Origin of the sequence: Budvicia diplopodorum (assembly GCF_009800925.1) — a bacterium.
In the GTDB taxonomy this organism is placed as follows: domain Bacteria; phylum Pseudomonadota; class Gammaproteobacteria; order Enterobacterales; family Enterobacteriaceae; genus Budvicia; species Budvicia diplopodorum.
In genome coordinates this window covers 18,268-43,740 of sequence record NZ_WOYF01000016.1, presented here as the reverse complement: position 1 = coordinate 43,740, position 25,473 = coordinate 18,268, and the positions used below count along the sequence as shown (strand labels likewise).

At 47.5% G+C, this 25,473-nt stretch carries 27 protein-coding genes; 17 read left to right on the top strand and 10 right to left on the bottom strand.

Going from position 1 to position 25,473, the window contains the following annotated elements; genetic code table 11:
* The first annotated feature begins 37 nt into the window (after positions 1 to 37).
* Positions 38 to 772: a 23S rRNA (guanosine(2251)-2'-O)-methyltransferase RlmB gene (rlmB, locus tag GVI43_RS13385; RefSeq protein ID WP_159567360.1), complete on the top strand. Its 735-nt coding sequence runs from the start codon at positions 38 to 40 to the stop codon at positions 770 to 772.
* Positions 773 to 852: 80 nt separating this feature from the next.
* Here rlmB and GVI43_RS13380 read toward each other — a convergent pair whose 3' ends face one another.
* From GVI43_RS13380 to GVI43_RS13370, 3 genes are all read right to left on the bottom strand, one after another.
* Positions 853 to 1,536: a glutathione S-transferase family protein gene (locus GVI43_RS13380; RefSeq protein ID WP_159567359.1), complete on the bottom strand. Its 684-nt coding sequence runs from the start codon at positions 1,534 to 1,536 to the stop codon at positions 853 to 855.
* Between the two features lie 51 nt (positions 1,537 to 1,587).
* Positions 1,588 to 2,544 carry an AEC family transporter gene (locus GVI43_RS13375; protein WP_159567358.1) on the bottom strand — a complete coding sequence of 319 codons (957 nt, stop codon included), beginning with the start codon at positions 2,542 to 2,544 and terminating at the stop codon, positions 1,588 to 1,590.
* Positions 2,545 to 2,726: 182 nt separating this feature from the next.
* Entirely contained in the window at positions 2,727 to 3,383 is a 657-nt protein-coding gene (locus GVI43_RS13370; RefSeq protein ID WP_159567357.1) for a helix-turn-helix transcriptional regulator, read from the bottom strand.
* Between the two features lie 311 nt (positions 3,384 to 3,694).
* Between GVI43_RS13370 and GVI43_RS13365 the strand changes: the two genes are divergently transcribed.
* The 7 genes from GVI43_RS13365 (at position 3,695) to GVI43_RS13335 (ending at position 7,404) form a co-directional block, all read left to right on the top strand.
* Complete coding sequence (locus tag GVI43_RS13365) at positions 3,695 to 4,828, top strand: threonine synthase (protein WP_159567356.1); 1,134 nt, start codon at positions 3,695 to 3,697, stop codon at positions 4,826 to 4,828.
* A gap of 51 nt (positions 4,829 to 4,879) precedes the next feature.
* On the top strand, positions 4,880 to 5,281 hold the full coding sequence (locus GVI43_RS13360) for a RidA family protein (protein WP_159567355.1): 402 nt from the start codon (positions 4,880 to 4,882) through the stop codon (positions 5,279 to 5,281).
* Positions 5,282 to 5,452: 171 nt separating this feature from the next.
* Positions 5,453 to 5,851: a 30S ribosomal protein S6 gene (gene rpsF, locus GVI43_RS13355; RefSeq protein WP_159567354.1), complete on the top strand. Its 399-nt coding sequence runs from the start codon at positions 5,453 to 5,455 to the stop codon at positions 5,849 to 5,851.
* 9 nt (positions 5,852 to 5,860) lie between these two features.
* Entirely contained in the window at positions 5,861 to 6,178 is a 318-nt protein-coding gene (priB, locus tag GVI43_RS13350; RefSeq protein WP_170324337.1) for a primosomal replication protein N, read from the top strand.
* A gap of 4 nt (positions 6,179 to 6,182) precedes the next feature.
* Positions 6,183 to 6,410 (top strand): 30S ribosomal protein S18, encoded by a 228-nt coding sequence (rpsR, locus tag GVI43_RS13345; protein WP_048637617.1) that lies wholly within the window; start codon positions 6,183 to 6,185, stop codon positions 6,408 to 6,410.
* 36 nt (positions 6,411 to 6,446) lie between these two features.
* Complete coding sequence (gene rplI / locus GVI43_RS13340; protein ID WP_159567352.1) at positions 6,447 to 6,899, top strand: 50S ribosomal protein L9; 453 nt, start codon at positions 6,447 to 6,449, stop codon at positions 6,897 to 6,899.
* 133 nt (positions 6,900 to 7,032) lie between these two features.
* Complete coding sequence (locus GVI43_RS13335) at positions 7,033 to 7,404, top strand: DUF488 domain-containing protein (protein ID WP_159567351.1); 372 nt, start codon at positions 7,033 to 7,035, stop codon at positions 7,402 to 7,404.
* On the opposite strand, the gene GVI43_RS13330 is transcribed toward GVI43_RS13335, so the two are convergent.
* On the bottom strand, positions 7,388 to 8,068 hold the full coding sequence (locus GVI43_RS13330; protein WP_159567350.1) for a LysM-like peptidoglycan-binding domain-containing protein: 681 nt from the start codon (positions 8,066 to 8,068) through the stop codon (positions 7,388 to 7,390). The genes GVI43_RS13335 and GVI43_RS13330 overlap by 17 nt on opposite strands.
* A 336-nt stretch (positions 8,069 to 8,404) precedes the next feature.
* On the opposite strand from GVI43_RS13330, the gene GVI43_RS13325 reads away from it, so the two are divergent.
* The 4 genes from GVI43_RS13325 to GVI43_RS13310 all read left to right on the top strand — a co-directional run bounded on the left by GVI43_RS13325 (position 8,405) and on the right by GVI43_RS13310 (position 11,820).
* Positions 8,405 to 9,610, top strand: a complete 1,206-nt coding sequence (locus GVI43_RS13325; protein WP_159567349.1) for an MFS transporter — start codon at positions 8,405 to 8,407, stop codon at positions 9,608 to 9,610.
* Positions 9,611 to 9,712: 102 nt separating this feature from the next.
* Positions 9,713 to 10,333, top strand: coding sequence for a BamJ family beta-barrel-assembly machinery protein (gene bamJ / locus GVI43_RS13320; protein WP_159567348.1), 621 nt, complete (start codon positions 9,713 to 9,715; stop codon positions 10,331 to 10,333).
* Positions 10,334 to 10,606: 273 nt separating this feature from the next.
* Positions 10,607 to 11,365 carry a 3'(2'),5'-bisphosphate nucleotidase CysQ gene (gene cysQ, locus GVI43_RS13315; RefSeq protein ID WP_159567387.1) on the top strand — a complete coding sequence of 253 codons (759 nt, stop codon included), beginning with the start codon at positions 10,607 to 10,609 and terminating at the stop codon, positions 11,363 to 11,365.
* A 248-nt stretch (positions 11,366 to 11,613) separates the two neighbouring features.
* Positions 11,614 to 11,820 carry a DUF1107 domain-containing protein gene (locus GVI43_RS13310; protein WP_159567347.1) on the top strand — a complete coding sequence of 69 codons (207 nt, stop codon included), beginning with the start codon at positions 11,614 to 11,616 and terminating at the stop codon, positions 11,818 to 11,820.
* Between the two features lie 71 nt (positions 11,821 to 11,891).
* Here GVI43_RS13310 and paeA read toward each other — a convergent pair whose 3' ends face one another.
* Together paeA and msrA are read right to left on the bottom strand one after the other, a co-directional pair.
* The gene (gene paeA, locus GVI43_RS13305) at positions 11,892 to 13,223 is read right to left on the bottom strand and encodes a polyamine export protein PaeA (protein WP_159567346.1); all 1,332 of its coding nucleotides are present in this window, start codon (positions 13,221 to 13,223) and stop codon (positions 11,892 to 11,894) included.
* Between the two features lie 133 nt (positions 13,224 to 13,356).
* The gene (msrA, locus tag GVI43_RS13300; RefSeq protein ID WP_159567345.1) at positions 13,357 to 13,995 is read right to left on the bottom strand and encodes a peptide-methionine (S)-S-oxide reductase MsrA; all 639 of its coding nucleotides are present in this window, start codon (positions 13,993 to 13,995) and stop codon (positions 13,357 to 13,359) included.
* 171 nt (positions 13,996 to 14,166) lie between these two features.
* Between msrA and tamA the strand changes: the two genes are divergently transcribed.
* Genes tamA through GVI43_RS13285 form a run of 3 tightly spaced genes read left to right on the top strand, consistent with a single transcriptional unit; the run spans position 14,167 to position 19,990 of the window.
* Positions 14,167 to 15,888, top strand: coding sequence for an autotransporter assembly complex protein TamA (gene tamA / locus GVI43_RS13295; RefSeq protein ID WP_159567386.1), 1,722 nt, complete (start codon positions 14,167 to 14,169; stop codon positions 15,886 to 15,888).
* A 2-nt stretch (positions 15,889 to 15,890) separates the two neighbouring features.
* On the top strand, positions 15,891 to 19,646 hold the full coding sequence (tamB, locus tag GVI43_RS13290) for an autotransporter assembly complex protein TamB (protein ID WP_159567344.1): 3,756 nt from the start codon (positions 15,891 to 15,893) through the stop codon (positions 19,644 to 19,646).
* A gap of 2 nt (positions 19,647 to 19,648) precedes the next feature.
* On the top strand, positions 19,649 to 19,990 hold the full coding sequence (locus tag GVI43_RS13285) for a gamma-glutamylcyclotransferase family protein (protein WP_159567343.1): 342 nt from the start codon (positions 19,649 to 19,651) through the stop codon (positions 19,988 to 19,990).
* Positions 19,991 to 20,103: 113 nt separating this feature from the next.
* Here GVI43_RS13285 and ppa read toward each other — a convergent pair whose 3' ends face one another.
* From ppa to fbp, 3 genes are all read right to left on the bottom strand, one after another.
* Positions 20,104 to 20,637 (bottom strand): inorganic diphosphatase, encoded by a 534-nt coding sequence (ppa, locus tag GVI43_RS13280; RefSeq protein WP_159567342.1) that lies wholly within the window; start codon positions 20,635 to 20,637, stop codon positions 20,104 to 20,106.
* Between the two features lie 198 nt (positions 20,638 to 20,835).
* Positions 20,836 to 20,949, bottom strand: a complete 114-nt coding sequence (locus GVI43_RS16090) for a protein YohO (RefSeq protein WP_425482153.1) — start codon at positions 20,947 to 20,949, stop codon at positions 20,836 to 20,838.
* 173 nt (positions 20,950 to 21,122) lie between these two features.
* A complete protein-coding gene (gene fbp / locus GVI43_RS13275; RefSeq protein WP_159567341.1) occupies positions 21,123 to 22,127 on the bottom strand; it encodes a class 1 fructose-bisphosphatase in 1,005 nt (334 codons plus the stop codon).
* A 171-nt stretch (positions 22,128 to 22,298) separates the two neighbouring features.
* On the opposite strand from fbp, the gene mpl reads away from it, so the two are divergent.
* Positions 22,299 to 23,666 carry a UDP-N-acetylmuramate:L-alanyl-gamma-D-glutamyl-meso-diaminopimelate ligase gene (gene mpl, locus GVI43_RS13270; RefSeq protein WP_159567340.1) on the top strand — a complete coding sequence of 456 codons (1,368 nt, stop codon included), beginning with the start codon at positions 22,299 to 22,301 and terminating at the stop codon, positions 23,664 to 23,666.
* Between the two features lie 75 nt (positions 23,667 to 23,741).
* Here the strand turns inward: mpl and argR are convergent, their stop codons facing one another.
* Positions 23,742 to 24,212: a transcriptional regulator ArgR gene (argR, locus tag GVI43_RS13265; RefSeq protein WP_159567385.1), complete on the bottom strand. Its 471-nt coding sequence runs from the start codon at positions 24,210 to 24,212 to the stop codon at positions 23,742 to 23,744.
* Between the two features lie 222 nt (positions 24,213 to 24,434).
* Here argR and mdh point away from each other — a divergent pair, with 222 nt between their 5' ends.
* On the top strand, positions 24,435 to 25,373 hold the full coding sequence (mdh, locus tag GVI43_RS13260) for a malate dehydrogenase (protein WP_159567339.1): 939 nt from the start codon (positions 24,435 to 24,437) through the stop codon (positions 25,371 to 25,373).
* Positions 25,374 to 25,473: the final 100 nt, after the last annotated feature.

The window sequence follows — 25,473 nt, the reverse complement described above, 5'->3', positions numbered from 1 at the left end:
CTTGATTGTAGAAGAATAATTGTAGAAGAATGATGCTATGAGTAGTGAGATTATTTACGGTATTCATGCCGTTAAAGCGTTGTTGGATCAAGACCCTCAGCGTTTTATTGAAGTCTTTATTCTTAAAGGCCGGGACGATCGCCGGTTACAGCCTTTAGTCGCTGAAATTGAACAAAGCGGTATTTCAGTTCAGGTTGCGAATCGCCAGTGGCTGGACAACAAAGTTGAAGGTGCAGTTCATCAGGGTATTATCGCCAAAGTGCGTGAAGGTCGTCAATATCAGGAAAACGACTTGCCGGCCTTGATTGCCGGTCTGGATAAACCGTTCCTGCTGGTACTCGATGGCGTTACCGATCCGCATAACTTAGGCGCTTGCCTGCGTAGCGCAGATGCCGCCGGTGTTCATGCCGTGATCGTGCCCCGTGACCGTTCGGCTCAGCTAAATGCAACGGCGAAGAAAGTTGCCAGCGGTGCGGCTGAAACCGTGCCTTTGATTCGGGTGACTAATCTGGCGCGCACTTTACGGCTGCTTCAGGAACAAAATATCTGGATCGTGGGTACGGCCGGTGAGGCCGATCATACGCTGTACCAAAGTAAGTTCGATGGTCCGGTTGCCTTGGTGATGGGCGCTGAAGGTGAAGGTATGCGTCGTTTGACCCGAGAGCATTGCGATGAGCTGATTAGTATTCCGATGGCGGGTAGCGTTTCGTCGCTTAACGTTTCGGTTGCGACCGGGGTTTGTTTGTTTGAGATTGTGAGACAGCGCGGTTGATAGCGGTTTTGATGTTGGTATCGTTATAAATCTGAAAGGCACCCTTTATGGGTGCCTTTGTTGTTTATAGAATGATTCGGTTATCCGGTCCGTAGATCTTGCAATAACGTTCCTCTATCTAGGCTTTCACGTTCATGATCTTCTTCTCGCCACACTTCTTTCAGCGCCGCCTGTTGCCATTGGACCATCGCCGGAAGATTACGTAGCCTGTCGGCATAGGCTAAGGCCGTTGGCGAAAGCGTTAAATCGTAGCTTTGTAAGCGGAAGGCCACGGGCGCAAAGAAGGCATCAACGGCGGTGAATATATCGCCAGCTAAGAAGGGACCGCCGAACTTGTCTAAACTCTGATTCCACAGTCCATCTAAGCGGGATAGCTCCTTTTTCAGCTCGGGTGTTTGCTGACTGAGACGTAGCCGGATACCAATATTCATCGGGCAGTGACTGCGAATAGTGTTAAATCCCGAGTGCATTTCTGCGCTGGCGCAGCGTGCCCATGCGCGCGCTTCAGCGGACGCTGGCCAGACGGATGCGTGTGATTCTGCCAGATACTCAATAATGGCCAGTGAATCCCATATCGTGAGCTGTGTGTGGGTCAAACACGGAACTTTGCCTGACGGCGAGAAGGCGCTGAACTCATTCCAACTGGAAACCGGCGTAAAAGGCGTCATGATTTCTTCAAACGGAATGGCTAACGTTTTCATTAATACCCACGGGCGCAGTGACCATGAAGAGTAGTTTTTGTTGGCTATATAAAGCTGATACATCTAGTGAGCCTCTCTTGTGGTTGATCTGATTAACTTGTTAGTATTCTGCGATTAAACCCTTACGCCAATTAATGTCAGTATCAAAGGGGTAGTCACTGCTGACAGTATGGTAGAGATAACCATGCTGGAAGCCGCTGGCCCGACAATGACGTTGAACTGGCGGGACATCAGATAAACGTTAACCCCAACGGCCATTGAACCTAGTAGCACCACCACCTGAGTTTCCATCGGTGGCAATTTTAGTATAACGGCTAAAGCCCAGACGACCATTGGCTGTAGTATTAGTTTTAAAGTGCAAATGGCTGAACTTATCTGCCAGCCATCGCGGATCCGGTATTCAGCTAGGCTCATGCCCAGTGCAATCAATGACATTGGGGCTGCTATTTGGCCTAGCATACTGACCGGCTGATCGATAATGATGGGGAGATCGTAACCCGTCAGGCTGAAGAGCGTGCCGGAAATAATCCCGATAATTAGCGGATTTCTTAGCACGTTGCGGGCCGTGTGGGCGAAGCCTTTTACCGTCAGGGAGCCGTTGCGTGACCACTCAACGGATACAGTAACCAGCGTCCATAGAATCAGTCCATTAAATACCAAAACCAGCGCGACTGATGGCAATGCCGCCTCACCCAGAGCAACGGTTGCCACCGGAATTCCCAGCATCACGTTATTAGAGAAGATGCCTCCCAGCGCAAATACTGAACCAGAAGTACCATCAAGCTTGAAAACTTTAGCGCCGAGCAGGCGACCAACGATAAATACAATCAGGCAGCTGCCGAAGAAAGCGATCAATAGCCGGGCATCAACCGGTGGTTGCTTAGAAAAGTTGCACATCATGCGAAATAGCATGGCGGGTAATGCGACTGAAAAGACAAACTTGGTGAGCCCGTCGGCGACGGCTTTATCCCATTTACCCCAGCGAATTAAGCCATATCCCAAAATGGCCAGTATAAATAGAGGCGCAGAGAGCACCATCTGGTGCCATAAAGGTAAAAGAAAGGTTTGCATGGGATCCCGTCTAATTAAGATAAAACTATAGTAACGGTAACGGCTCCGGACATTTGTCTGAGGCGGCTAATCAAAATGAATATGTGTTTCAGGCTATGATATACCTCTCTCTGACTATACGGCGCGCAAAATAAAGGTCAATACGAGAGGTTATATTTAGAAATAAGCGCGCTATTTTGCAGCTAATTCTTTAGTGCGTTGTAAATAGAAACCCTTGAGATCCCGAGCGTCTCTGCCGCCGTTGTTGCTGCTCCCCGCAGCTGTAGCATGCCCAGTTCAGACAGATGACGAATAAGCTTTTGCCGCTGTTGTGACGTGAGCGCCCGCGGTTGGGTATTTAACGCCGCTGCGTATTCATTGATCTTGGCTTTAATGTCATCCAGCCCCCAGGTTTTCAGCGATTCATTCAGCGGAGCCTGCTGATTGTCTACTGCGGTAAGTTGGCCGATCACCCTCTGAACTGTGCTAAATAGGGAAATGTCCATATTCAAACACAGCGCCGCCACGTATTCGTTCTGACTATTTCTCAGGCCAATCGAGGTACTTTTTACCGGCCTGCCGTCAGGGAAACTGTTTTCATAGTTCTGAACTACGTCCGGGAAGCTGTTGTTCTGAATCCGGGCCAACCCCATTTCCGTGGCCGGATCGCCGATTTTTCGCCCAGAGAGCGGGCACTCAATGGCGATAATGGCGTGCTCAGGATGAGTCAGATCGTGAAGTACTACTTCGCAGCTGGGGGCAAACATCTTTCCTAGTGCAGAGGCAATTTTTTTAGCTTCTCTTAGCAGCAGCTCATTTTCGCTTAATGTAGTGAACTTGTGGTTTTTTTCGGCCGACATTGATGCGTTATCCGGTTTACCTTTTGTTCTAGATTATACAATATGATAAATGATTTATAGCTTCATGAGATAAATGTTGGTGAGATTCAGCAATGATATTGACTAGCTACGACTCTGGCTCCAGAACGGTAAGAATCTTTGTTTTATATGCCGCGTTTAGTCATCCACCATTCTTAACGGTCGTCTACTTCTTGTGACGACGATAGCTAATTATTTATTTAACACTTTGTATAACTATTTATTTTTTGTATATTGGCGGCGTCATTCTATCCGTTACTCAATTAGTGGTATGCCCTCTTGGAGATACGCGTATGAAAATAAATCCCCCCAAATATATTGATGAACGCTTTGGCTTATCTTATCCGATTGACGATCTGCGCTGGTGCTCCGAGCGCGGAGCGCCGTTAATGATTACACCGTTAGCTGGTATCACTCGTGATGATATCGAAACCAAAAAACGTTCGCTGTGGCGCTATCAGGCGGCATTGCCGGTTGAAATTCATCATCCGGTTTCTTTAGGCGAAGGTTGCACACCTTTGGTGGAAAAGCGCTGGGGGAACGCAGATGTGCTGTTCAAGCTGGAGTGGTTTAACCCGACCAGCAGCTTTAAAGATCGCGGTGCGGCGGTAATGGTGTCATTTCTGGCTCAGTTAGGCGTCAAGGAGCTGATTGAAGATAGTTCTGGTAACGGAGGGGCGGCCATAGCAGCTTTCTGCGCGGCCGCAGGCGTTAACGCCAAGATTTTGGCTCCTGATTCAACCTCTGCGGGTAAATTGTTACAAAGCCGTTCGTTTGGCGCTGAAGTACAGGGTGTACCGGGATCGCGTCAGGCGACTGAGCAGGAAGCCCTCAGGCAGTCTAAGCATACCTTTTATGCTAGCCACAACTGGCATCCGTTTTTTCTGCAGGGAACGAAGTCTCTGGCGTATGAAATCTGGGAAGATCTTGGTTTTAAAGCACCGGATAACATTATTATTCCTACCGGTGCAGGCAGTAACGTTCTGGGATGTGATATTGGCTTTTGTGAGCTATTGGCAGCAGGGCAGATAAAAAAATTACCGAAGCTATTAATCGCTCAACCGACAAACTGCTCTCCGATTGACGCTACGTTTAAGGCCGGTACTTGTGAGCTGGTAGCGACGGAGTATGCCCCGACTATTGCTGAAGGTACTGCGATCCGTAGTCCGGTTCGTTTAGCAGAGGTTCTGTCTGCGATCCGGCGTTCAGGCGGCGATACTATTGGTATTTCAGAGGATGAGATTATTCGTGCGGTGAAAAAGCTGGCCGCAATGGGACTGTTTGCCGAGCCAACAAGTTCAACCGCCGCGGCAGCAATAGATGCTTTCACTCAACGGGGAACCATTAAGCCGGGTGAGACCACCGTGGTTATTCTGACTGGCTCGGGGCTGAAAGCGTCCGCAATGATGAACGAGATCTTTAATTAATGGCTAAAGGTCGGAGCGTTGCTTCGGTCGCACTAAACTAGGTTAACCAACATGAATCAGTCAAAGGTAATAAAGGATATTTCCTGTATTAATAGTTCTGAACTCTCCAAGCCGGGGGGGCATTACTCACATGCCTGCATCAGCGGCGGTATGGTCTATTTGTCCGGCCAATTACCGGTTAGCCTACAGGGGGGTTCGCTGGGCGATAGGCCTTTTGCAGAACAGGTAGAACAGGTACTGTTTAATATCGATGCCTGCCTGAGGGCTTCAGGCAGCAGTAAGGATAAGCTGGTGCAGGTGCGCATATATATTGTTGATATGAATCTATGGCCTGAGTTTAACCGGCTGTATTCTCAATGGATTGGAGATCATCGCCCGGCACGCATTGTGGCCGGCGTTGCCAGGCTGCACTTCGATTCTGCGCTTGAAATCGAAGCGTTGGCACAGGCTTAAGATGACGGGATTTGGCTAATTGAAAAGAAAAGCTGAATCTCCTTGAAGTTCCTAGGCCATAAACGTACAATTCACCGTCATTTTTTCAGCCGTACACTTAAACACGTTCCTTGCTTCCATGGGCCACGGCTGACCCTGACAGGAGGCTGAATAATCCGTAAGGAGCAATTGATGCGTCATTACGAAATCGTCTTTATGGTCCATCCAGACCAAAGCGAACAAGTTCCAGGCATGATCGAACGTTACACCGGTGCGATCACAACTGCAGGTGGTTCTATCCACCGTTTAGAAGATTGGGGCCGCCGTCAACTGGCTTATCCAATTAATAAACTGCATAAAGCTCACTACGTTCTTTTGAACGTTGAAGCACCTCAGGAAGCGATCGATGAACTGGAAACTAACTTCCGTTTCAACGACGCCGTTATCCGTAACATGGTTATGCGTACTAAGCATGCCGTAACAGAAGCTTCACCAATGGTTAAAGCGAAAGACGAACGCCGTGAGCGTCGTGAAGATTTCGCAGAAGAAAGCATTGATGATTCTGATGATGTTGAGGATTCTGAAGAGTAATCGCACGTGTTGACTGCAAATCGGTTGGTGTTGTCTGGCACTGTGTGCAAGACCCCCATTCGTAAAACCAGTCCGTCCGGCATTCCTCACTGTCAGTTTGTGCTAGAGCACCGCTCACAGCAACAGGAAGCAGGATTTAGCCGACAAGCATGGTGCAGAATGCCCATCGTTGTCAGCGGGCCGCAGTCACAAGCGTTAACTCACAGTATAACGGTCGGCAGTAACCTTAAAGTAACCGGCTTTATTAGCAGCCATCAAGGCCGCAACGGGCTAAATAAATTAGTGTTACATGCCGAGCAGATTGAATTGATAGATTCTGGAGACTAGCCAAATGGCACGTTATTTCCGTCGTCGCAAGTTCTGCCGTTTCACCGCGGAAGGCGTTATTGAGATTGACTATAAAGATATCGCAACGCTAAAAAATTATATCACCGAGAGCGGGAAAATTGTCCCGAGCCGTATCACCGGTACTCGCGCAAAATACCAGCGTCAGCTGGCTCGTGCTATTAAGCGCGCGCGTTACCTGTCTTTGTTACCGTATACTGATCGTCATCAGTAATCGGCAACTGTCCACGAACTTAGAGAGGATACGGTAATGCAAGTTATTCTACTTGATAAAGTTGCTAACTTAGGCAGCCTAGGTGATCAAGTTAACGTTAAGTCGGGCTATGCTCGCAACTATCTGGTTCCGCAAGGTAAAGCGGTTCCGGCAACCAAGAAAAACGTTGAGTACTTCGAAGCTCGCCGTGCAGAATTAGAAGCCAAATTGGCTGGCGTTCTGACAGCAGCTGAAGCTCGCGCGGCTAAGATCAATAATCTGGGCAGCGTGACTATCGCTTCTAAAGCAGGCGATGAAGGAAAACTGTTTGGCTCTATCGGTACACGTGACATTTCTGATGCAGTTACTGCAGCAGGCGTGGAAGTGGCTAAGAGCGAAGTTCGTCTGCCAGATGGCGTTTTACGCAACATTGGTGAGTACGAAATTAGCTTCCAAGTCCATAGCGAAGTATTCGCTAAACTGAACGTGATCGTGGTTGCTGAAGACTAATATTTAGTTTTCTTACCATGTTAAAAAACGCCGGCTTATGTCGGCGTTTTGCTTTTTAGGGTTTTTATTTTTTACTGTAGGGCTTTAAACTGGAATTGGTATTGGGAAATCCAGATCGCACAAGGAAAACGATATGACCACTGAAAATATCCAACTGGTTCGTGTTTATGATATTCCGGTTCCTGCGGCAGAAAACAGTTTTCTGGTCGATCGCTTGTGGCCACGGGGTATTAGTAAGATCCGACTGACCGGCGTACCTTGGCTAAAAAGTATCGCGCCTAGTGCAGACCTGCGGCGCTGGGTTCATGACGATCCTAACCGCTGGCCGGAGTTTCGCGTGCTATATCTTGCTGAGCTGGAGGCGAGTGACGATTGGCTACCTCTCGTAGAGCTATTACGACAGGGAAAACTAGTGACGCTGCTGTTTGCTAATAAAGACAGGATACATAATCAGGCCGTGGTGTTGCGGGATTTTTTACAACAGAAACTTAGCGTTCACGTTTAAAACTACCGTTACTTTGTCGGATAAATAACGCGGACCTGTTCGGCGTAAGTTCTACTTCCAGCGCCGTGACCTGCCGATCGTGAGCTACTCTAACTTTGATTTTTTGGCCAACCTGAAGTTCATTAATCGGCCGACCCTGACCTTCAACCCTTGCCATCAAGAATGCATCAGACACCGTATAGTTATTGTCTCTGAATAATTGTGTCAGCGTGTGGCCTTTCTGAACCGTGAACTCTTTCCATTGCCCTGCATCTGCCGGAGTCGTTGAGCTTATTTGCTCTGCCGGCTGCGTTTGTTCTGGCTGGAGAGGCGGCGGTGAAAGCGCTGTTTGCGTATTTTGCTGCGCTGGCGGCTCTATTGCTGGAGTCTGGTCAGCGTTATGGGGTTCTGCCGTATTTGAGCTAGGCGGCTGGTTTTGCCCAGTAGTGGCAGCAGTATCAACCGGGGTAGCCGGATTGCTACCTGTTTGGACGTCTGGTACCGAGCTGGGCCAGAAGAAGGCGATAAGCAGTAATAGCGTCGCCAGTATAATACCCCGGCGATGTGGATAAGGTAGCGGAGACATCCAGTCAAAGCTGTCAGACAGATGCCACAGTTTTGATAACCCGACTTTTATTGGCTGACTGTTTATGGATGCTCTTTTTCTGCCTCTGTTTACCTGCATTACTCCACTCCATCCTTACTTTGTTAAGCGTTTAGCAATCTGCAAAAATCATAAAAACGAGTGTTGCTCTGGCGTTATCTTATCCATAATAGAGCGAATTACCTAGCGTATGTAAATAATATATATCGGCTACTCTAAGTTTCCTCAAGTTATCGACTATCCACTTTAGTTAACCTGAATGTGGGTTCTTACTGATTGAAGTCAGTACCTGATTGCGTTTGAAAGCGTTGTTCCCGAGCAGCCGCCAGATCGTAGGTAGGCTGTTTTAAATTTACGCTGTAAGAATTGCTGAAACTGCCGGATACTGAAGATATTGTCACGTTAAGAATCTAGATTATGAATCAAAATACGGTTAATAAATCATTAACGCCGGCCCTCATCGTCCTGATGTCGATCGCCACCGGTCTGGCCGTTGCCAGTAACTATTATGCTCAGCCTCTGCTGGAGACTATCGCGAGTAACTTTGAGCTTACCGTGAGCCAGGCTGGGTTTATTGTTACCGCCGCTCAGTTAGGCTATGCTGCCGGGCTGATGTTCATTGTTCCTCTCGGTGATATGTTTGAGCGCCGGGGTTTGATCGTATTGATGACGCTGCTTTCTGCCGCAGGGCTGTTGATCACTGCGCTGTCTTCTACCATTTTGTGGGTGATTGTTGGCACGGCGCTGACCGGGCTATTCTCCGTGGTCGCCCAAATCCTGGTTCCTTTGGCGGCTACGCTGGCTTCGCCTGAAAAACGCGGAAAAGTGGTCGGCATGATTATGAGCGGATTGCTGTTGGGGATTTTATTGGCCCGAACGGTTGCTGGATTACTGGCGTCATTGGGCGGGTGGCGTACGGTTTATTGGGTTGCCAGTGGGCTAATGATACTGATGGCCCTGATTTTATGGCGAGCCCTACCTCGCTATAAACAGCACAGCGGATTGAACTACCCTCAGCTGCTGGTCTCTATTATCTTTCTATTTACGCACAACGCCACATTACGAACCAGAGCGTTGCTGGGCGCTTTATCCTTTGCTAATTTCAGCGTGCTCTGGACCTCAATGGCTTTTCTACTGGCCGGTGGCCCCTATCACTACTCTGAAGCAGTTATAGGACTGTTTGGATTAGTGGGTGCGGCCGGTGCACTGGCCGCAAACGGTGCTGGCCGCTTAGCCGATCGGGGAAAATCAGGACGGACTACCACAGTTGGCCTATTATTATTATTTAGCTCATGGCTACTGGTCGCTTTTGGGCAATATTCTCTTTGGGCGCTGTTGGTCGGGATTATCGTACTCGATCTGGCCGTTCAGGCCGTTCATGTGACTAATCAGACTATGATTTATCGCATGATGCCGGAAGCCCGCAGCCGCCTGACGGCTGGTTATATGACGAGCTATTTTATTGGCGGAGCGTTTGGCTCATTGATTTCAGCCGCTGCGTATCAATATGCTCAATGGATAGGCGTTTCTGTTGTCGGCGGTATTTTGAGCCTGTTGGGGATTATTGTCTGGCTGCTGAGTAAACGAAGTATTGAGCGAGCTAACGTTGAGCTTTCCGAATAGTTGTTAATTTGGTGTGTTTGTGTATTTTTAGCGATCTAAATTTTTCCTAAAAGTATGCTGTGCTATGCTTCATTTTTATTTTATCGATCCTAAGGAAAAACGATGACTAAGCCATCTTTTGATTGCGTAGAATCTCAGGCCAGCTATGGCATTGGTTTACAAGTGGGGCAGCAGTTACAAGAGTCCGGATTAGAAGGTTTACAGCCTGAAGCTCTATTAGCCGGTCTAACTGACGCACTAAACGGCAATCACCCGTCAGTACCGGTTGACGCCGTTCACCGTGCTCTGCGTGAAATTCATGAGCGTGCTGATAAAGCGCGTATTGAGAAACAAAAGCAAATGGCTGAAGATGGTGTCCGCTTTCTGGAAGATAATGCCAAGCGTTGTGAAGTAAACGTCACCGAGTCTGGCCTGCAGTTTGAAGTGCTGGCTAAGGGCGAGGGAGCAGTTCCTTCCCGCCAGGATCGCGTGCGCGTTCATTATGCAGGCATGCTGACTGACGGAACCGTATTTGATAGTTCAATACAGCGCGGTGAGCCGGCAGAATTTGCAGTTAGCGGCGTTATCGCTGGCTGGATTGAAGCTTTAACCCTGATGCCTGTTGGTTCTAAATGGAAATTAACCATTCCTCATAATCTGGCTTATGGTGAGCGTGGCGCTGGCGCGGCGATTCCACCGTTTAGTACATTAATATTTGACGTCGAACTGATAGAAATTCTGTAGCAATTGACGATCTTTAAATAGAAAACGCTGGCGATGCCGGCGTTTTTTTATGTAATGACTACGCTGTGCGTAATCCGCTCTTTTTTTATTCTATGTTAGCTAAATTTCCGATAAATAAGGCTAAGTTTCCCTGCTCTACCTTTTGGGGTGGGTAATACTATTTAGTAATAAGTCATGCCGTTAACACACTGGCTATTGCGAAAAAAATAGCTAATCTGGGTATTAATAATTTGAATGGCAATATAGGTATTTATCATGCATCGGTTATCTGAAATGCTGGAGGCAATCTGTCTTTTATCCCGTGAGGCCGGGGACGCTATTATGGCTATCTATCAGGGAGATAAACCGGTTGAAGCCAGCTTGAAGTCCGACCATTCTCCGGTAACGGCTGCGGATTTGGCTGCTCATCGTTTGATCGTTCAAGGCCTGACTACCCTTACGCCAGATATCCCCATACTTTCAGAAGAAGCGCCTCAGGATTGGGAAATTCGTCGTCACTGGCAGCGCTACTGGTTAGTCGATCCGCTGGATGGCACCAAAGAATTCCTCAGCCACAACGGTGAATTTACGGTAAATATTGCTCTGATTAATAACGGCATTCCGGTTATGGGCGTGGTCTATGCGCCGGTGCTTGACCTGCTATACGCCGCTGAGAATAACGTCGCTTGGAAAGAGTCTAACGGTAAACGCAAGGAAATTAAGGCCAAACGTGCTTATCCGCCAAACGTAGTGTGCAGTCGATCGCATAGAGACCAACAACTGGAGGATTTTCTTTCTTCATTGGGGCAGTATGAGACGATGGCCGTCGGGTCATCGCTTAAGTTTTGTTTAGTGGCGGAAGGGAACGCTCAGATTTATCCGCGCTTTGGGCCGACCTGTATTTGGGATACCGCTGCCGGGCATGCCATTGCGTTAGCAGCGGGCCTGCAGGTGAACAATTGGGATGATGTCAGTTTGGACTATTCTCCCGTGGAGTCTTTTATTAATCCCGGTTTTTATGTGTCGGCTAACCCGCGGAATAAATGGAGCTAATTGGTCTTATATATTGAAATAAATTTATTTGTTAGTTTTTTATTCGATAGATCCTCGATTTGTTTCTATAGTTAATGGTGTTCGTCATCGAGTCGGTATTATGGCTGATAGTGTAAATAACATTAAAGAAGCTATATACGGATGCGATTGTAGTGTTAACTAAATGTAATAGCTCACGCCACTATCGGGTCATTTCGTGGCTACAGCTATAGTGGTGTTAAGCTAAAAACAATGATGGAGGGCGTAAAATGAAAATCTTCCCTAGTTACAATCCGCAGCGGGTTGCTTTGTATGTGAAGACTCTATTCCGTGGGCGGTTGTATATCAAAGGTATTGGTGCCTTTGAGTTTGACATGGGAAAAATTTTGCTTCCAAAGGTATGTGATAAGCTTCACTTCAGCGTTATGGCTGAGGTAAACCGTGAAGTAAGAGAGTTGCGGGCCCAATTTGCCTGACGGTGAATAAAATGGCCATCCTTTCAGATGGCCATTTTGTGTTTTAAGGTTTAGCGATTTCGCACTACGAGTTAGTCCACTTTTTTACTTTCTTCTATCGCTACTGGAATCACCTTGTTTTCAATGCGGGTAACCAGCAGCTGATCAATCTTATAGCTATCGATATCAACCACTTCAAATTTAAATCCGGCATGTTTGACTGAATCCGTACGCTTTGGAATTTTGCGCAGCATAAACATCATGAAGCCGCCGATAGTTTCATAGTTGTCGGACTGCGGGAAATCATCAATCGACATCACTCGCATTACGTCATCAATGGGGGTCGCACCATCTACCAGCCATGAGTTTTCGTCACGGGCCACAATCTGCTCTTCCTGACCGGGGCCAATCAAGTCGCCCATCAGCGTAGTCATCACGTCTTTTAGCGTAATAATTCCCACCACCAGAGCATATTCATTGAGAATAACGGCAAAATCTTCTCCGGCGAGTTTAAAGCTTTCCAGCGTTTCAGATAACGTTAACGTGTCCGGCACGATGAGCGGGGTATGAATATGAACGCCGCCTTTGAGAGTGAGCGTCAGGCTTTGATTACTCAATACGCGAATCAGCAGATCTTTGGAATCGACGTAGCCGATGATTTGATCGATAGAGCCATTACACACTAAAAACTTGGAGTGGGGATAATTGGCGATTTTGTCTTTAATCTGATCTTCTTGTTCGTTAAGGTCGAAATAAACCACGTGTTCACGGGCCGTCATCGACGAAGGCACCGTTCTGGACTCTAATTCAAATACGTTTTCGATTAACTCATGTTCCTGCTTACGTAACACCCCAGCCAGCGCTCCGGCTTCGAACACGGCATAGACATCGTCAGAGGTAATGTTGTCATTACGTACCATTGGCACCTTGAGTAGCCGACAGATTAGCGTCGCCATCCCATTGAATATCCAAACCAGCGGGCGGAATAGGGCAATACAAAAACGCATTAGATTGATAATCCGTACGGCTACCACTTCCGGAGATGTCATACCGATACGCTTAGGCGTTAAGTCTGCAAACAGAATAAATAGGCTGGTGACGATAGTAAATGAGACGATAAAGCCGAGCTGCTCTGCAAGTACCGGTTCCATGAAACGGCTAAACAGGTCGGTTAAAAATGGCGAGAAAGCGGAATCCCCGACGATACCGCCTAAAATAGCGACGGCATTGATACCAATTTGTACTACGGTAAAGAAAATGCCGGGAGTTTCTTGTAGTTTTAAAACGCGCTCTGCGTTGATGTTGCCTTCGTCGACCATCATTTTTAGCTTCATTTTACGTGATGCTGCTAATGAAATTTCGGCAAATGAAAAGAACGCGCTTATCGCGATCAATAAAATAATTAGTAATAGACTGTTTAACATAGTTTATCCGCAGTTATGTCGGAAATTGATTTTACGTTGAATATTCAGGATATATGAAAAAGGGCGGCGGACTATCTTGTCTATCGGTTTTAGTCCGCTACGGCCATTAGTATAACAGTTGCTTAACTCTTGGTCATCCCTTCGTTGGCAGGCAAACCCCGATGCCGCTTAGATTACAGTATCCGTTAGGGTGTTTTGCGAGGTACTGTTGATGTTCATTCTCTGCAAAATAGAACGGCCGTGCTGGCGTAATTTCAGTGGTAACAATACGTTTATCACCGGCGATGAGCATTGCGGCCTCGAAGGCTCCCTTACTGTCTAAAGCCTGCTGGAATTGCTGCTCGGTGGTTGGATAAATAGCGGAACGGTACTGGGTGCCAATGTCTCCACCCTGGCGCATTCCCTGCGCCGGGTCGTGATTTTCCCAGAACAGTTTTAGTAGTGCCTGGTAGCTGATTAATGCCGGGTCAAAGATAATTTTGACGACCTCCGCGTGCCCGGTTTGCCCTGAGCAAACCTCATGATAGGTGGGATTAGGCGTGACTCCGCCACTATAGCCTGCGGCAGTGCTATATACACCGGGCTGCTGCCAGAACAGGCGTTCAACGCCCCAGAAACAACCCATTGCCACCATCGCAACTAGCATATTGTCAGGAATGTTTGTCATCGATGAGTGTAATATCTGGTGTTCCGCCGCAACGGGCATGGTATCTGAACGACCCGGTAACGCATTTTCTGGCGTAATAAGTTTAGTTTTATCTAACGAAAACATGAATTAACTCCAAATTAGGTTGTCGATATAGGGGCAAGTATGTTGTATCTTTGCAGACAATATACAAATAATTAACAGAGTATGCGATTAACCGATCGGTTCATACCCTTGGTATTGTAGTGAATCAGTCAGATTATTTTAGGAGTCTGCGTGCCACGATCACGATATAAAATGTTCCCACCGCTCCTGCTAGCTCTAGTTGCGTCTTCAGCGACCAGTGAAGGCTTAAGTCTGGACGTTAAAGGTCTTAGCGGTGATTTAGAACAGAACGTTCGTGCGTTGCTTTCTACTATTCCTGATGAAGAAGCGGTTAATAGCCCGCGTTTTACCCGCCAAGTAGATGAAGAAATTCGAAAAGGTTTGCGCGCCAAAGGTTACTATAACCCTGAGATCCGGTTTGAAATAACCCACCCAGAGCTGGCAACTAAGCCCGTTCTACTCGCCATAGTAACGCCCGGCGAGCCGATTCGGATTGAGAAAACTCGAATTAACATTGAGGGACAGGCAAAGCAGGATGAAGCCTATATCGGGTTGTTTAAAACAGATGTTCCATCGAAAGGCACCATTCTGGATCATGGAACTTACGATAGCTTTAAACGTTCATTAACCAGTCTGGCCCTGCGCCGTGGCTATTTCGATGCAGATATTACTAAAAGCCAGCTGGGAGTAGCGGCCAGTGAACTTCAGGCTTTTTGGGATATTGATTTTAACAGCGGCGATCGTTACCGGTTTGGTAAAGTCACTTTCGTTAATTCACAAATTGACGACCAGTATTTGCAAAACCTGCTCCCCTTTAAAGAGGGCGACTATTATAGCTCCGACAGGCTTTCAGAATTAAACCGCCGGCTTTCTTCGAGCGGATGGTTTAACTCCGTCGTTGTCGCGCCAAAGTTTACCGGTGTTTATGGTGATAAATTGCTGCCTTTAGAAGGTGAGCTATCGCCCAGAAGCGAAAATATCATTGAGCTAGGCGGTGGCTATTCAACCGATATCGGCCCGAAGCTTACCGCTAACTGGCGCAAGCCTTGGGTTAACGCCCAAGGGCACAGCTTTCAGTCCAGCCTGAGTCTTTCTCAGCCAGAGCAATCTATTGATTTCAGCTATAAAATTCCCCTGCTAAAAAGTCCGTTAGAACAGTATTATGTACTGCAAACCGGCTTTAAACGGCAAGACCAAAACGATACTCAGTCGGATTCCACCAAAGTAAACGTCGCCCGCTTTTGGGACAGCTCTAGCGGCTGGCAGCGCGCGGTGAATATGGCCTGGAGCCTAGACCACTTTACCCAAGGCTTAGATACTAATACCACGATGCTGCTTTACCCCGGCGTTAGCCTTAACCGTACTCGTCAACGGGGTGGTTTGATGCCGCTTTGGGGCGACAGTCAGCGTTATTCGATAGACGTATCTAACACGACTTGGGGTTCTGATGTTGATTTTGCGGTTGCTCAGGCGCAGAACGTTTGGATCAGAACTTTAGCCGATAAACACCGCTTTATCGCCAGAGGAAATGTAGGCTGGATAGAGACCGGTGATTTCTCCAAGGTGCCTCCGTCATTGCGCTTTTTCGCCGGTGGTGACCGTAGTATTCGCGGATATAAATACAAGTCAATTTCGCCTAAAGACAGTGACGATAAGCTCACCGGTGCATCAAAGATGGCAACCGGCTCGCTGGAATATCAATATAACGTCAGCGGTAAGTGGTGGATCGCTACTTTTGCTGATGGCGGCGATGCGGTGAATAAACTGGACGACTACACCTTTAAAAAAGGTGCTGGCATGGGCGTTCGCTGGGCTTCGCCGATTGGGCCAATTAAGTTAGATATTGCTGCGCCTATTGGTGATAAAGATGAGAAGGGTTTACAGCTTTATATCGGGTTAGGGCCGGAACTATGAGGATGAAGTGGGTAAAACGAATCGCCATTAGCTTGGTATTACTGGTCGTGCTGCTGATAGGCGCGCTGGCCGGTCTACTGGGGTCTCAGACCGGTCTGCTGTTTACTATCAAAAACGTTCCCCGTTTTGTACCCGGCTTACAGGTAGCTAACGTAGAAGGCAGTTGGCGTAATCTTACGCTGTCGCAGATTAATTATAGCCAACCGGGTTTATCGGTAGCGGTTGGCGAGCTTCACCTCTCGGTGAATTTCACCTGCCTGAGCGAAGGGAAAGTCTGCGTTAACGCAGTGACTGCCAAAGATATTGACGTCAAGGTTGATAGTACTCAAATGCCTGTGTCGCAAACGCCAGAAACGCAAAGCGATCCGGTTACCGATATCCAAACGCCTTACCCTATTGAACTTAGCCTGTTGCGGCTGAATAACGTTAGCGTGACCGTTGACGACATAGCGATTACGCTCGATGAATTCCGTAGCGGAGCCCGTTGGCAGAAGCGAGACGTTACGCTTTTACCAACCAATATACGTCAATTATTGGTGGTGCTGCCAAAAACTGAACCGCCAAAGGTGCCTGTCACCGTTTCAACACCAGAAGAGCCACAGACCACGGGAGAGAGGCTGAAAGCGCTGTTTGATAAACCTCTGCTTGAGTCTCTACCCGATGTCCGGCTGCCGGTAGACATCAACCTGCAAAGCCTGCTCGGTGAGAATTTGCGCCTGATCGCTGATTCACAAATACAAATCGATCGCTTAACGCTACAGGCGATAACTCAAGATTCCCATATTCAGATTCAGTCATTAGAAGTGAATGCGCCGGAAGGCATGGCTGCCGTGAGCGGTGATATTTCGCTAAAAAATCAATGGCCGGTTAACCTCACGCTGAATGGCGTAGCGAATGTTGAACCGTTGAAAGGCCAAAAGGCTAAGCTGTCTTTAAGCGGGAACGTTGTTGGTCGCTTAATGCTGGGCCTTAATTTGTCCGGGCCGGTAGCGGCACAGCTAAGTGCAGAAACTGAGCTTACAACGGCAGGGCTACCATTACAGCTCACGTTGGATAGCCAAAAGGTTCAGTGGCCGCTAACCGGTAAAAGTGAATATCAGTTGAATAATACTCGACTGCGGCTTAACGGAAAGGCAACCGACTACGCGCTTTCGCTGCGTTCCAGCGCGGAAGGGACCGGCATTCCCCCGGCCAGCCTGCTGGTTGACGGAAAGGGGAATATTGAACGGTTTACTCTGTCTCGCCTGCAGTTGAGTGCTCTTCAGGGAAACGCTGAACTGAGCGGCGTTGTTGACTGGAGCAAAGCGATTAGTTGGAACTCGCTTCTGACGATCGATGGAGTGAATACCGCCAAACAGTGGCCGCAATGGCCCGCTCAGCTAAATGGTAAAGTAACTACCCGAGGTAGTGTATACGGCGGAAGCTGGCAAATTGATATTTCAGATATCGATCTCAGCGGCAACATAAAACAAAACCGATTGCTGGCCAAAGGATCTGCCTGGGGCAATGATTCAGGGCAATGGGTCATTCCGGGCTTTAATTTAACGCTTGGCCCTAATACCGTGGATATCAAAGGCGATCTGTCAGACCAGTGGCTGTTGGATGCCAATATTAATGCGCCAAAATTGACCGGTATGATGCCCGGTCTTGATGGGGTTGCCGTAGGCACGGTAAGGCTAAGCGGTTCGGCTAAAGCGCCTCAATTAGTCGCCGATCTGACAGCCAGCGGTTTGCGCTGGCAGGCGTTGAGTATTGCGCGCGTTAGGTTAAACAGCGATGTGGTTTCAGCCCAGCAGGTTAGCGGCTCATTGAACCTACAGGTTAATGAGCTTAAGCAGGGTGAATTGAACGTTAGCCTATTGAACCTTGATGCCAAGGGGAATGAGCAACATCATCAGCTTGAGCTCAATATTGACGGTAAACCGGTTTCCGGCCAGTTGGCATTAAACGGCAGCTTTGATCGCCAGACACAACGCTGGATAGGTACGCTGAGCAAGGCGTCTTTTGACACTCCGGTTGGTGACTGGGGTTTAACCCGTGATGTTGCATTAGGCTATAGCCATGCTACCCAGACGATTAGCGTAGGCCCTCACTGCTGGCGTAATCCTAATGCTGAACTGTGCGTACCTAAGGCTATTGAAGCGGGTCCTGACGGTCAGGCAAGCATTGTTTTGAACCGATTTGATCTCACAATGCTGGATCGGTTATTGGATAAAGATACCAAAGTAAAAGGCATTTTTACTGGCAATGCGGATGTGAGTTGGAAAGCTGATGGTTTACTACCTCAGGCCAAATTAACGTTAGCCGGTAATGGAGTAGCGGTAACGCAGATGGTTGAAGGGTATCCTCTGCCTATTGCGTTCGATGTGTTAAAAATCGACGCTAATATGAACGGTAACAGGGCTCAGTTGAACTGGCTGATGAAAGTAGCCAATAACGGCAGCTTTAACGGTGACGTTCAAATCAGCGATCCGCAGGGGCAGCGTAATCTTTCCGGTAACGTAATAATTGACGGTTTTTCTCTGGCGCTGATAAAACCCATTCTCGTCAAGGGTGAAATCGCCGAGGGTTCGCTGAATGCTAATCTGCGCTTGGGCGGGAATATTCAAAGCCCTAGAATTTTGGGCAGCCTAAGCTTAGATAAGCTGCGCCTGAACAGCCAATGGGTTCCTCTAACGATTAAACAGGGGAATTTAGCGCTGAACTTTAACGGTACTAGTTCGAATTTGACCGGCCAAATTCAGACTGAGAACGGGGCACTAAATTTGGGCGGAAACGCCGACTGGCAGCAGCCCGCCGCCTGGCGCGCTTCGATTACGGCTAAGGGCGATCGTATCCGCGTGGCGATGCCACCAACAATCATGCTGGATATGTCTCCTGATGTTGTGTTTGAGGCAATGCCTCAGCTGCTGGCGCTTAACGGGTCGGTCACTATTCCATGGGCAAGAATTTCCGTTCAGGACGTTCCTGAGAGTGCAACGGGCGTATCTCCTGATGAGGTGATGCTAGACCAGAATCTACAGCCTATCGCGCCGAGAACGGCGGCGATCCCAATTAGCAGTAACTTAGTTATCAATGTCGGAGATAACGTTGCGATTAATGCATTTGGGCTGAAAGCTCACCTGCAAGGCTCGTTGAAAGTGGCTCAAGATAAGAAAGGGCTGGGGCTTAGCGGGCAAATTAACATTCCAAAAGGCCAGTTCAGGGCATATGGGCAAGATCTTGTGATCCAAAAAGGGGTGATACAGTTTGCCGGGCCTCCGGATCAACCTCTGCTCGATTTGGAAGCTATTCGTAATCCGGATTCAACGGCTGATGGCGTTACCGCTGGCGTAAGGGTTACCGGATTAGCCAGCGAACCCCACGTTGAGATATTCTCGGATCCCGCCATGTCACAGCAAGCGGCACTTTCTTATCTATTAAGAGGGCAGGGACTAGACAGCCGTGGTGGTGACAGTGATATGATGACCTCAATGCTTATAGGGTTAGGTGTTGCTAAAAGCGGTAAGTTAGTCGGCCAAATTGGCGATGCTTTTGGCGTAAAAAATCTATCGTTAGATACACAAGGCGTTGGAGATAGCTCTGCCGTCGTCGTGAGTGGCTATATTACGCAAGATCTACAGGTGAAATATGGCGTAGGAATTTTCGATTCTCTTGCGACCCTGACATTGCGCTATCGGTTAATGCCAAGGCTGTATCTTGAAGCTGTGTCTGGCCTCGATCAGGCATTGGATCTACTTTATCAGTTTGAGTTTTGATTATGCGAATTATTGTTTATGGTAGTTTACGACGCAAACAGGGGAATAGTCATTGGATGACTAATGCCCAGTGGCTCGGTGATTATCGCATTCCGGGCTACGAACTGTATGATTTAGGCCTTTATCCGGCGGTCATTAAAGGTGACGGTGAGATCGATTGTGAAGTGTATCGGATCGATTCGTCTATTCTGGCTGAACTGGACGAGTTAAAAAACGATCGTCGGGACTACAAACGTGAGCTGGTTCAAACGCCATACGGGAGCGCCTGGATGTATCTGTACCTGCATTCTGTTGACGGCCTTAAACGCATTAATAGCGGTGATTGGGTGAGCAGGACCGATTAAAATTAGTTTGGGTCGTTAGTTTCGAAGTAATAAAAAAGAGCGCCTTGTAGCGCTCTTTTTACGTCCGTCATTACCGCATCGGTGGTAACAGCATCATAGGTGGTAGCAATGGACTATTTAGCCTGCTTCGCTCGCTCAAATGAAGCAACAATTTCAGCTTTTGCCGCTTCAGCATTTTCCCAGCCTTCCACTTTAACCCATTTACCCTTCTCTAAGTCTTTGTAATGTTCAAAGAAGTGAGAAATTTGGGCTCGTAGTAGCTCAGGTAAATCAGTGACGTCTTTAATATGATCGTACTCTTTGCTCAGCTTAGTGTGTGGTACGGCGACTAATTTGGCATCTTCACCGGCTTCGTCCGACATTTTCAGCACGCCGACGGGGCGGCAACGGATAACTGCACCCGGAACCAGTGGATAAGGGGTTGGAACCAGTACGTCAACCGGGTCACCGTCTAATGACAGGGTATGGTTGATGTAGCCGTAGTTACATGGGTAGAACATGGCGGTTGACATAAAACGGTCAACAAAAATGGCGCCGGTTTCTTTGTCTACTTCATATTTGATTGGATCGGCGTTTGCCGGGATTTCAATTACAACGTAAATGTCTTCTGGAAGGTCTTTACCTGCCGGAACCAAGTTAAGGCTCATCTCTATTTCCTTTTATCAAATAAAATTAGATTGAAATTGGCGCTTATTATAGCCGACTCTCCGATCGAATCCTCAATTTTTGATGATAGCGGGCATAATTGAAGCATTAACCGAAATTATATTTAGCTGTTTATAAGACGAGCTATACGTAGAGCGAGATGGGCAACTAAGCCCCGAAATAAACGGTAATACGGCTATTCAGGACGTTGCCCGGCTATAAATGATTAAACCTGCGAGGATGACGCCGCCGATACCCGACAGCGCGCAAAAAGCGATAAATACCACGACACCTTTTTGAACGATGCTACTCATTGTTGACCCCAGTGTTGTAAACATCAATGATTATAATGGTTTCATAAATGTAAACAACTGGCGATTTTGTCGGTATATGGCTAGCCCAATAGCGTACTGACAAAGTGATAAAAAAACGGGGCAGAATTATCTGCCCCGCTATCCGATGGTGCTATGGAACTAAGCGTCCGGAATTATTCATCCGGGTAGTTATGCATAAAGCGCTCAGCATCTTTAACCATGTCTTCGCTGCCGATAAACAGCGGCATGCGCTGATGAAGCTCTTTAGGCTCAATGTCTAGAATTCGTCTAAACCCGTCGCTGGCGCGGCCACCGGCCTGTTCTGCCAGCATTGCCATAGGGTTACATTCATACAGTAAACGCAGTTTACCTTTGGGATGGGAAGCGGTACTTGGGTACAGATAAATACCGCCTTTTAGCAGGTTGCGATGGAAATCGGCCACCAGAGAGCCAATATATCGTGAGGTATAAGGGCGGTTAGTCGCCTCATCCTGCTCTTGACAATACTTCAGGTATTTTTTTACGCCTAATGGGAATTTGATGTAATTCCCTTCATTGATTGAGTACATATTGCCCGTAGCGGGGAAACGCACCTTTTCGTGTGACAGACAGAAAACGCCGATAGAAGAGTCATAGGTAAAGGCATGAACGCCAAAACCAGTGGTATAAACTAACATGGTGGATGAACCATAAACCACGTAGCCAGCCGCAACCTGACGATTGCCCGGTTGCAGGAAATCAGCTTCGGTAATCGGTTGACCTAACGGCGTAATGCGGCGATAGATAGAGAAAATGGTACCGACTGACACGTTTACATCAATATTGGATGAGCCATCTAAGGGATCCATTAGTACAACATATTTTGCGTTCGTAGCCCGTTCGCCTTCAAAGATAACTATGTTGTCTTCTTCTTCTGATGCAATGCCTGCAACTTCACCGCGCGCTTTAAGCGCTGCTTTGAGCTTTTCATTCGCATACAGATCAAGCTTCATCTGAGCTTCGCCCTGTATATTCGAGACGCCATTAGTCCCGAGAATATCAACCAGTCCGGCTTTGTTTATATCCCGGTGGATAATTTTAGCACCCAGCTTAATGGCTGATAGTAACGAAGTAAGCTCACCGGTAGCGTGAGGAAAATCGTGCTGCTTCTCGACGATAAATTCGCCTAACGTTTTCATGAACGATTCCTGAATAGGCCGAAAGGATAACGGCAATCGTATGCCATCAGTTGTATGTGCGATAAATTTTAACTAAAGGTTAAAGAAATTGATAGGTAATTCCTCTTCTTATCGCAAGCCCAAGGCGTTAGAATGAGAGCTAACTCGATACACCTGAAAAATGGAAATACAATGCGCATTCATATTCTCGGTATTTGCGGCACTTTTATGGGCGGCATTGCCATGCTGGCTCGTGCTCTCGGGCATCAGGTAACCGGTTCTGACGCTAACGTTTACCCGCCAATGAGTACTTTATTAGAGAATCAGGGCATCGAACTGATTCAGGGATATGACCCATCCCAGCTCGACCCTCAGCCTGATTTAGTGATTATTGGCAATGCTATGAAACGAGGAAATGCTTGCGTTGAAGCCGTGATGGAGCAAGGGATTCACTATGTTTCTGGGCCCCAGTGGCTACACGACAACGTTCTTCAGGATCGCTGGGTTATCGCGATTGCGGGTACTCATGGTAAAACTACCACGGCGGGTATGGCCGCGTGGATCCTTGAATATTGTGGTTATAAGCCTGGGTTCGTTATCGGCGGCGTTCCGGGCAATTTTGACGTTTCGGCTCGCCTCGGCGATAGCCCGTTTTTTGTCATTGAAGCCGATGAATATGACAGTGCTTTTTTTGATAAACGCTCCAAATTTGTTCATTACTGCCCGCGCACTTTGGTATTGAACAACTTAGAGTTTGACCATGCAGATATTTTCGACGATCTGGCAGCAATACAAAAGCAGTTCCATCATTTGGTTCGTTTGGTTCCCGGCAAAGGTAAGATAATCCTGCCGGAGAACGATCTGAATTTGAAACAGGTTATCAATATGGGATGCTGGAGTGAGCTCGAATACTTGGGTGATGGCCAGCAATGGGGTGCTAACAAACTGAATGCCGATGCCAGCCATTATCAGGTGTTACTTAACGGCGAGGTCGTCGGGGAAGTGCAATGGGCATTAGTGGGTGAGCATAATATGCATAACGGCCTGATGGCTATTGCTGCGGCCCGCCACGTTGGCGTGCAGCCAAAAGATGCGTGTGTTGCCCTCGGCGATTTTATTAATGCCCGACGTCGCCTTGAGTTAAAAGGTGAAGTTAATGGTATCGCCGTTTATGACGATTTTGCTCATCATCCGACGGCTATAGTTGCTACGCTGGCGGCGCTGAGAGGCAAGGTTGGCGGTACTGCCAGAATTTTAGCGGTGCTTGAACCCCGCTCTAATACTATGAAGATGGGCGTAAGCAAAAACGATCTGGCGCCGGCTCTTGGCCGGGCTGATGAGGTTTTCTTACTGCAACCAGAAAGTCTTCCATGGCAAATATCTGAGGTAGCGGACGCTTGTATTCAGCCTGCTCATTGGTCTGGAGATTTAGACGTTCTGGTTAATATTATCGTGAAAACGGCTCAGCCTGGCGATTATATTTTAGTGATGAGTAATGGCGGCTTTGGTGGTATCCACGATAAGTTATTGTCTGGCTTAGCACAGAAAGGGTTGCTCTGACGTTGGGCGATTAGCTCAATAGCAAAAGGCCTTCAATTATGAAGGCCTTTTCATTTAATCAACTCTACGCGTTAACTAAAGCTCTTGCTCAAACAGATCTTGTATGGCTTCGTATAGCTGTTCTACGCTGAAACCTCTGGCTGGTGTGGTAAATATAGTGTCATCGCCGGCAATCGTACCAAGGATACCTTCTGACTTACCAATTGAATCGAGTAGGCGGGCAAGTAATTGTGCCGCCCCCGGGCTGGTGTGTATAACGACTAAAGAGTCGTTATAGTCGACGTCCAGAATCAAATTTTTCAAAGGGCTGGTTGCCGTTGGGACTCCAAGCTCGCTTGGCAGGCAATAAACCATCTCCATTTTGGCATTCCGAATCCGTACCGCGCCATACTTGGTTAGCATGCGGGATATTTTGGACTGGTTGATGTTCTCGAAACCTTCATCTTGTAAAGCTTGTACTATTTCACCTTGAGAGCTGAGCTTCTCTTCTTTCAATAGCGCCTTAAAGGCTTTCACCAGATCGTCTTGCTTTGCAGGGCTTCGCATCATTTACCGCCGATAGTTAGATAACAATGTACTCATTATGAATAAAAATCGCGCCAGACTCAAAAATCTTTATATATTGTGGTGAACTTAATGTATTTAACTACTTATTTCTTGGGTTACGTCTCAATATGCTGGCTTAATGTTTGTTATCGCGCTTTTCATCCTTTAAGCTTAACGAATAGATTCCAATAACACATTAAATGCAATACAAAGGAGTAATAAATGAAAGTTACAGTACTTGGGGCTGCAGGAGGTATTGGTCAGGCTCTCGCTTTATTACTGAAAACGCAATTACCCGCAAATTCTGAACTATCCCTTTATGATATCGCACCGGTTACTCCGGGCGTTGCTGTTGATTTAAGCCACATTCCTACTGCCGTTGAGGTCAAGGGATTTAGTGGCGAAGATGCTAAGCCAGCGCTACAAGGCGCTGATGTTGTTCTAATTTCTGCCGGTGTTGCTCGAAAGCCTGGCATGGACCGTTCCGATCTGTTCAATATTAATGCTGGTATCGTGCGTAACTTGATTGAGCAAGTTGCTCAAGTATGCCCGAAAGCCTGCATCGGTATCATTACTAACCCTGTAAACACGACGGTAGCGATTGCTGCCGAGGTGTTAAAAAAGGCGGGTGTATATGATAAGAATAAATTATTCGGCATCACAACGTTGGACATTATTCGTTCAAACACCTTCGTTGCTGCGCTGAAAGGTAAACAGCCCTCTGAGGTTGAAGTTCCGGTTATTGGGGGCCATTCTGGCGTAACTATTTTACCTCTATTGTCACAGATTTCCGGCGTTAGCTTTACTGATTCTGAAATTGAAAACCTGACTAAACGCATTCAGAATGCGGGTACTGAAGTGGTTGAAGCCAAAGCCGGTGGTGGGTCTGCCACTCTGTCAATGGGTCAGGCTGCTGCTCGTTTTGCGCTGTCGTTAGTTAAGGCAATGCAGGGCGCAGGCAATGTTGTTGAGTGCGCTTATGTTGAAGGGGATGGTCAATATTCCCGTTTCTTCGCCCAACCTTTAGTTCTGGGTAAGAACGGTATTGAGTCGATAAAATCGATAGGTACATTATCTGCTTTTGAACAACAAGCGCTCGATTCTATGCTTGACGTTTTGCATAAAGATATTGAGTTAGGTGAAAAATTCATTCAGGGCTAATAGCCAGTATGAATAATGGAAAACCGCTATCAGGCTCACCGGTAGCGGTTTTTTTATGATAAAAATTTGCTTAAATGTTGCTTTACTTACCTAATCCTAT

Coding starts and splice junctions, on each gene's coding strand:
- GVI43_RS13335 (WP_159567351.1), top strand. CDS start 7,033: ATGACCACTGAAAATATCCAACTGGTTCGTGTTTATGATATTCCGGTT.
- GVI43_RS13370 (WP_159567357.1), bottom strand. CDS start 3,383: ATGTCGGCCGAAAAAAACCACAAGTTCACTACATTAAGCGAAAATGAG.
- GVI43_RS13325 (WP_159567349.1), top strand. CDS start 8,405: ATGAATCAAAATACGGTTAATAAATCATTAACGCCGGCCCTCATCGTC.
- GVI43_RS13310 (WP_159567347.1), top strand. CDS start 11,614: ATGAAAATCTTCCCTAGTTACAATCCGCAGCGGGTTGCTTTGTATGTG.
- GVI43_RS13330 (WP_159567350.1), bottom strand. CDS start 8,068: ATGCAGGTAAACAGAGGCAGAAAAAGAGCATCCATAAACAGTCAGCCA.
- cysQ (WP_159567387.1), top strand. CDS start 10,607: ATGCTGGAGGCAATCTGTCTTTTATCCCGTGAGGCCGGGGACGCTATT.
- fbp (WP_159567341.1), bottom strand. CDS start 22,127: ATGAAAACGTTAGGCGAATTTATCGTCGAGAAGCAGCACGATTTTCCT.
- paeA (WP_159567346.1), bottom strand. CDS start 13,223: ATGTTAAACAGTCTATTACTAATTATTTTATTGATCGCGATAAGCGCG.
- rpsR (WP_048637617.1), top strand. CDS start 6,183: ATGGCACGTTATTTCCGTCGTCGCAAGTTCTGCCGTTTCACCGCGGAA.
- rpsF (WP_159567354.1), top strand. CDS start 5,453: ATGCGTCATTACGAAATCGTCTTTATGGTCCATCCAGACCAAAGCGAA.
- GVI43_RS13380 (WP_159567359.1), bottom strand. CDS start 1,536: ATGTATCAGCTTTATATAGCCAACAAAAACTACTCTTCATGGTCACTG.
- ppa (WP_159567342.1), bottom strand. CDS start 20,637: ATGAGCCTTAACTTGGTTCCGGCAGGTAAAGACCTTCCAGAAGACATT.
- GVI43_RS16090 (WP_425482153.1), bottom strand. CDS start 20,949: ATGAGTAGCATCGTTCAAAAAGGTGTCGTGGTATTTATCGCTTTTTGC.
- tamA (WP_159567386.1), top strand. CDS start 14,167: ATGTTCCCACCGCTCCTGCTAGCTCTAGTTGCGTCTTCAGCGACCAGT.
- rlmB (WP_159567360.1), top strand. CDS start 38: ATGAGTAGTGAGATTATTTACGGTATTCATGCCGTTAAAGCGTTGTTG.
- mdh (WP_159567339.1), top strand. CDS start 24,435: ATGAAAGTTACAGTACTTGGGGCTGCAGGAGGTATTGGTCAGGCTCTC.
- GVI43_RS13285 (WP_159567343.1), top strand. CDS start 19,649: ATGCGAATTATTGTTTATGGTAGTTTACGACGCAAACAGGGGAATAGT.
- tamB (WP_159567344.1), top strand. CDS start 15,891: ATGAAGTGGGTAAAACGAATCGCCATTAGCTTGGTATTACTGGTCGTG.
- GVI43_RS13375 (WP_159567358.1), bottom strand. CDS start 2,544: ATGCAAACCTTTCTTTTACCTTTATGGCACCAGATGGTGCTCTCTGCG.
- GVI43_RS13365 (WP_159567356.1), top strand. CDS start 3,695: ATGAAAATAAATCCCCCCAAATATATTGATGAACGCTTTGGCTTATCT.
- rplI (WP_159567352.1), top strand. CDS start 6,447: ATGCAAGTTATTCTACTTGATAAAGTTGCTAACTTAGGCAGCCTAGGT.
- GVI43_RS13360 (WP_159567355.1), top strand. CDS start 4,880: ATGAATCAGTCAAAGGTAATAAAGGATATTTCCTGTATTAATAGTTCT.
- bamJ (WP_159567348.1), top strand. CDS start 9,713: ATGACTAAGCCATCTTTTGATTGCGTAGAATCTCAGGCCAGCTATGGC.
- msrA (WP_159567345.1), bottom strand. CDS start 13,995: ATGTTTTCGTTAGATAAAACTAAACTTATTACGCCAGAAAATGCGTTA.
- argR (WP_159567385.1), bottom strand. CDS start 24,212: ATGCGAAGCCCTGCAAAGCAAGACGATCTGGTGAAAGCCTTTAAGGCG.
- mpl (WP_159567340.1), top strand. CDS start 22,299: ATGCGCATTCATATTCTCGGTATTTGCGGCACTTTTATGGGCGGCATT.